At 63.2% G+C, this 4830-nt stretch carries 8 protein-coding genes; 4 read left to right on the forward strand and 4 right to left on the reverse strand.

What is annotated here, in order from left to right; all coding sequences use genetic code 11:
* The 3 genes from ACEW8G_RS14650 to ACEW8G_RS14660 form a co-directional block, all read left to right on the forward strand.
* The coding region (locus tag ACEW8G_RS14650) for a hypothetical protein (RefSeq protein ID WP_373489139.1) at positions 1-292 on the forward strand (292 nt) is incomplete at its 5' end.
* A 14-nt stretch (positions 293-306) separates the two neighbouring features.
* Positions 307-831, forward strand: coding sequence for an invasion associated locus B family protein (locus ACEW8G_RS14655; RefSeq protein WP_373489146.1), 525 nt, complete (start codon positions 307-309; stop codon positions 829-831).
* Positions 832-839: 8 nt separating this feature from the next.
* Positions 840-1283, forward strand: a complete 444-nt coding sequence (locus tag ACEW8G_RS14660) for a VOC family protein (RefSeq protein WP_373489140.1) — start codon at positions 840-842, stop codon at positions 1281-1283.
* An 18-nt stretch (positions 1284-1301) separates the two neighbouring features.
* Here the strand turns inward: ACEW8G_RS14660 and ACEW8G_RS14665 are convergent, their stop codons facing one another.
* The 4 genes from ACEW8G_RS14665 to ACEW8G_RS14680 all read right to left on the reverse strand — a co-directional run bounded on the left by ACEW8G_RS14665 (position 1302) and on the right by ACEW8G_RS14680 (position 4278).
* Positions 1302-1694 carry a VOC family protein gene (locus ACEW8G_RS14665; protein WP_373489141.1) on the reverse strand — a complete coding sequence of 131 codons (393 nt, stop codon included), beginning with the start codon at positions 1692-1694 and terminating at the stop codon, positions 1302-1304.
* A gap of 60 nt (positions 1695-1754) precedes the next feature.
* A complete protein-coding gene (locus tag ACEW8G_RS14670; protein WP_373489142.1) occupies positions 1755-2186 on the reverse strand; it encodes an acyl-CoA thioesterase in 432 nt (143 codons plus the stop codon).
* Between the two features lie 19 nt (positions 2187-2205).
* Entirely contained in the window at positions 2206-3360 is a 1155-nt protein-coding gene (locus tag ACEW8G_RS14675; protein WP_373489143.1) for an acyl-CoA dehydrogenase family protein, read from the reverse strand.
* Positions 3361-3498: 138 nt separating this feature from the next.
* On the reverse strand, positions 3499-4278 hold the full coding sequence (locus ACEW8G_RS14680; RefSeq protein ID WP_373489144.1) for an enoyl-CoA hydratase: 780 nt from the start codon (positions 4276-4278) through the stop codon (positions 3499-3501).
* Positions 4279-4412: 134 nt separating this feature from the next.
* Here ACEW8G_RS14680 and ACEW8G_RS14685 point away from each other — a divergent pair.
* On the forward strand, positions 4413-4830 hold a 418-nt coding region (locus tag ACEW8G_RS14685), incomplete at its 3' end, for a hypothetical protein (RefSeq protein WP_373489145.1).

The raw sequence follows: 4830 nt of genomic DNA on the forward strand, positions 1-4830 counted from the left end.
AGCAACCCCTGCACCTGTTCCTGCAACCCCGGGACCTGCCGCTACAACTCCGGGATTTGCGGGCGCTTCGATCGGCCCTGTGCCGATCCCGGTGACGCAGGCGCCTGCCACGCTGCAGGTGCTTCAGGGGCTTGCGGGCACGGTGCCCGTTGCGGTGTCGCCGCTGGATCAGGCCGAATCCCGACTGGTGCCCGCCGAGCCCCCACGCGATGATGGACAGGCCGAAAGCTGCCGCTATATCTCGCTGTGCGGCGGGTCCGCGCCGCTCTGGCAACTTGACCCCGCTGAATGAAGGAGCCTCCCGTGATGCCCGTGTTTACCCGCAATGTTGTCGCTCTGGTGACCATGGCCCTCGCGTTGGGGGCGTCGCCGCTGGCCGCACAGACCGCGACTGCTCCTGCAGAAAAGAAGGTGGCTGATGCCGCCAAGCCGTGGACGACCGGTTGCCGTGGCACCGGCGAGGCGCAGATCTGCGATGCCGTGCAGTCGCTGGTCGATGAAGGCAATGGCAAGGAGGTTATCCGCCTCGCCTTTGCCAAGCAGAAGACGTCGGGCAAGATCGGCCTGCTGATCAAGGTGCCGCTGGGTGTGCGGCTTGATACCGGCGCGCTGATCCAGATCGATGGCGAGCCCGCCAAGGGCATCGACAAGATCGTGTTCAGCCGGTGCCTGCCCGAAGGCTGCATCGGTGAAAAGCCGCTGGTGCAGGCAGACATGGACCGGCTGGGCAAGGCGGGCAAGGTGCAGCTGGTGTTTCTTGATCTTGAAGGCAAGCCGATCATCATCGACATCGTCGTGACCGGGTTGTCACAGGCGCTGGCTACAATTTGAGCGTCAACATGGGCCTGCGTCCGTTTCATCTGGCGTTCCCGGTGGACGATCTAGGCGCGGCACGCCGGTTTTACGGAGATGTGTTGGCATGCCCCGAAGGGCGGTCATCGGATTGCTGGATCGATTTCGATTTTTATGGCCATCAGATTGTCACGCATTTGGACCCTGCCGCCGCTGAGCGGGCGACGGTGTCAAACCCGGTCGATGGTCATGACGTGCCGGTCCCGCATTTTGGCGTCGTGCTGACCATGGAGCAATGGCACGCGCTGGCCGAGCGGTTGCGCGGGGCGGGCACACGGTTTGTGATCGAACCGCACGTGCGCTTTGCGGGCCAGGCGGGCGAACAGGCGACGATGTTCTTTCTGGATCCGGCGGGCAACGCGCTCGAGTTCAAGGCCTTTGCCGATGACGCGATGCTATTCGCCAATGATGTGCAGGCGTCGGAGACCTAATTCTGATTCTTTGGTGCCTCAGGCGGTGTCGCCTGTGGCTGCGGGCGGCGCTTCCATCTGCTGCCACAACTCAATCTTGATGCCGTCGCAATCGAGCAGCCAGGCAAATTTGCCATAGCCCTCGTCAGCCTCGCCGATGATCTCCACACCCTTGGCGCGCAAATGATCGAGCATGTCGTCGAGCTTGTCGACGCGCAGGTTGATCATAAATCCGGCCGTGCTTGGCTGAAGATAGGTGTCGCTGCTGAAATGGCTGATCAGGCTGTAGGGCTCGGCCCCAGTCTCGTCGGACCAGCGGAACATCGGCCCATATTCGGCGTCCAGCCCCAGTACGTCGCGATACCAGGCGCGGCTCGCCTCCGGGTCCCTGACCACGTAAAATATGCCGCCCAGCCCGGTGATCCTCGCCATGGTTTCGGCCCTCGTTGCTCGCTTTTGTCTCTGCACCATAACCGCCCCTGGTGTGCATGGCTATCGCTTGACCATCAGTTCTTCGTAGCGTCGGCGCAGCGCATCGGGCAGTGGCTTGGCGCCGCTTTTGTCGGTGAGCACAAGCGTCGAGACGCAGGTGGCGACGCACTGGTCGCACTGGAACGCGGCGGAATAGATGTCCCAACTTGACGTGCCGATCCGTCCAATGCCGCTCATTACCTCCATCGGATCGGGGAAATGCGCTTCGGCGACGTAATCGATGGCGACTGATGCGATCAACCAGCGTTCGCCCGGCTCGCGGCGTTCCAGCCCCAGGTTACGGTTGAAGCGCACCCGGCCATTTTCGAACAACGCCGCCATCGCGACATTGTTGATATGGCCGAGCGGATCGAGGTCCTGAAATCGCGTCTCGGTGACCGTGCTGAACGGATAGCTTGCCGGGTCAAGCTGCCAGCGTTCTGACCGGGGCATCAGCGCAATCCCGGGCGGGTCAGAGCGACCGCCCGATCAGTTCTTTCATGATCTCGCTGGTGCCGCCGAAGATGCGCGTGACGCGCGCACCGCGCCAGGCGCGGGCGATGGGATATTCGTTCATATAACCCGCGCCGCCGTGCAGCTGCAGGCACTTGTCGAGCACCTCCCATTGCAGTTCGGTATGCCACAGCTTGGCCGCAGCGCCTTCGACTGCGGTCAATTCTTTCTTGTAATGGCGGTTCAGTGCCCAGTCGAGGTGCGCCCAGCCAACCTGCAGTTTGGTCTTCAGATCGGCAAGCACGAAGCGGGTGTTCTGGAAATCGAACACAGTTTTACCAAATGCCTTGCGGTCCTTCACGAACACGACGGTATCGTCATAGGCTTTTTGCGCCGATGCCTGCGCACTGACCGCGATCGACAGGCGTTCTTGCGGCAGTTCGCTCATCAGATAGATGAAGCCCTTGCCCTCTTCGCCCAGACAGTTGGTCATCGGCACGCGCACATCGTTGAAGAACAGTTCGGATGTGTCGGCGGCGTCCTGGCCGATCTTGTCGAGGTTGCGGCCGCGCGCAAAGCCTTCGCGATCACCCTCGACGAGGATGATCGACACGCCCTTCCACGCGGGCTGGATGTCGGTATCGGTCTTGGCGCAAACCAGGATCAGGTCAGCATTCTGGCCGTTGGTGATATAGGTCTTGGACCCGTTGATGACATAATGGTTGCCATCTTTCTTCGCGGTGGTGCGGATGCCCTGCAGGTCAGATCCTGTGCCCGGTTCGGTCATCGCGATAGCGGTGATCGTCTCGCCCGAAACGAGGCGCGGCAGCCACTTCTGCTTCTGCTCCTCAGAGCCGTACTGGACGATGTAATTGACGACGATGTCTGACTGCAGCGAGAAGCCCAATGGCGACCCGCCGAAATACGCGGCTTCCTCGTTGACGATGGCGTTGTAGCCAAAATCGAGGCCAAGGCCGCCGTATTCTTCGGGCACGGTGGGGCACAACAGGCCGAGTTCACCCGCCTTGGGCCAGATCTCGCGCGGCACGATCTTGTCGTCATCCCATTTCACCGCATTGGGCGCGACCTCATCCTGCATGAAGCGGCGGACGGTCTGGCGAAACGCCTCATGGTCTTCATCATAAGCGGTGCGGGCGAGGGCATCGAGCGACATGGCAGTTCTCTCCGGGTCTTGCATCGGCACGCGCGATTCATGCCGAGCGTGCGACGCCTCCGGTCTAGCGGCAGGTTGACGTAAGCGTCAATCGCTATTTAATCGTCCGGTTAAATGCGTGTCCGGACCAAGCCGGTTTCAGCCCTGTTCGCGTCCGCGTGCCATGACGGCGCGGCGTCGGGTTTCGACATCATCGGCGCTCACCTGCCGGTTGGCGGCGGACGAGCGTTCAGCCTCAAGCTCCAGCGCGATGCCGAACGGCAGGCCATAGCCTTCGTCGATCAACGCCTTGTAGGCCGCGCTCATCGCCGGGTCGACCGATGCCATGTCGCGGGCGAGCGCGATGGCAGTGGGCAGCAGGTCGTCCGCCGCCACCACCCGGTTGACCAGCCCCCAGCGTTCGGCGGTGGCGGTATCGAGGAAATTGCCGGTCAGCGACAGCTCCTTGGCGCGGGTGATGCCGATCATCCGCGAGAGCTTTTGGCTGAGCCCCCAGCCGGGCATGATGCCGATGCGCGCATGGGTATCGGCAAAGCGCGCGTTGGTCGATGCGATCAGCACATCGCAGGCGAGCGCGAGTTCGAACCCGCCCGTGATCGCCACCCCGTTGATCGCGCCGATCACGGGCTTATTGCACTGCTCGACAGCCTTGACGGGGTTCTGCGTCGCGTCGCTGGCGTTGGCCGCGCTCAGGTTGCCGGTGTCCGCGCCCAGTTCCTTAAGGTCCAGCCCGGCAGTGAAGGCACGTGTGCCCGCCCCGGTGAGCACCACCGCGCGCACCGCCTTATCCTGCGCGACGTGCAGCATCGCTGCCGCCAGTTCGGCGCGCAGCGCTGCGGACAGCGCGTTCATCGCCTCGGGCCGGTTCAGCGTAACAATAGCGACGCCATCCTCAATCTGCGTGTCCACCAATGCCATATCATTTGCTCTCCGGTTACGCCGTCGGCTCTGGTTAGGGTGCGCGGGGTGTCGCGGCAAGCGCTTGCCAAATGCCGCTGCTTGTTACACCTTGGCAACGTCGCGTTTCGTCTGTCTGGGGGGCAGATAACGTCATGTCCGGTTTCCGCAGCTTTCTTGAGCGCTTTCAGTCGCCTGCGGCGCATGCCAACCCGCTCGACCTGTTGCACGAGGATACGGACGGCTTTGGCGCCGCGCTGGCCGAAGCACCCGACGAACTGGGCGCGGCGATGGCGCAGGATGCGATGCTGGCGCCCGCTGGCCCCGCCTTTGTCAATCCGCGCGCCTATGCTTCTGCCGCCTGCGACAGCGAGGGCGTGATCGTGATCGCAGACCCGGCGTTTGCTGCCTGGGCTGCGCCGTTGCACCGGGGCCGCGCTGATCTTGGTGGGCTCAAGGCCGGGCGCGCGAGCATTTCCTATCTGCTTGAGGACAAGGGCAAGTTCATCGCGGTCGCTGCTGCGCCGCTGGCGGTGGCGCGACACTGGCCGCTGGCGGCCGAGGTGCGCGACC

Origin of the sequence: Blastomonas sp., assembly GCF_041747255.1 — a bacterium.
GTDB lineage: Bacteria > Pseudomonadota > Alphaproteobacteria > Sphingomonadales > Sphingomonadaceae > Blastomonas.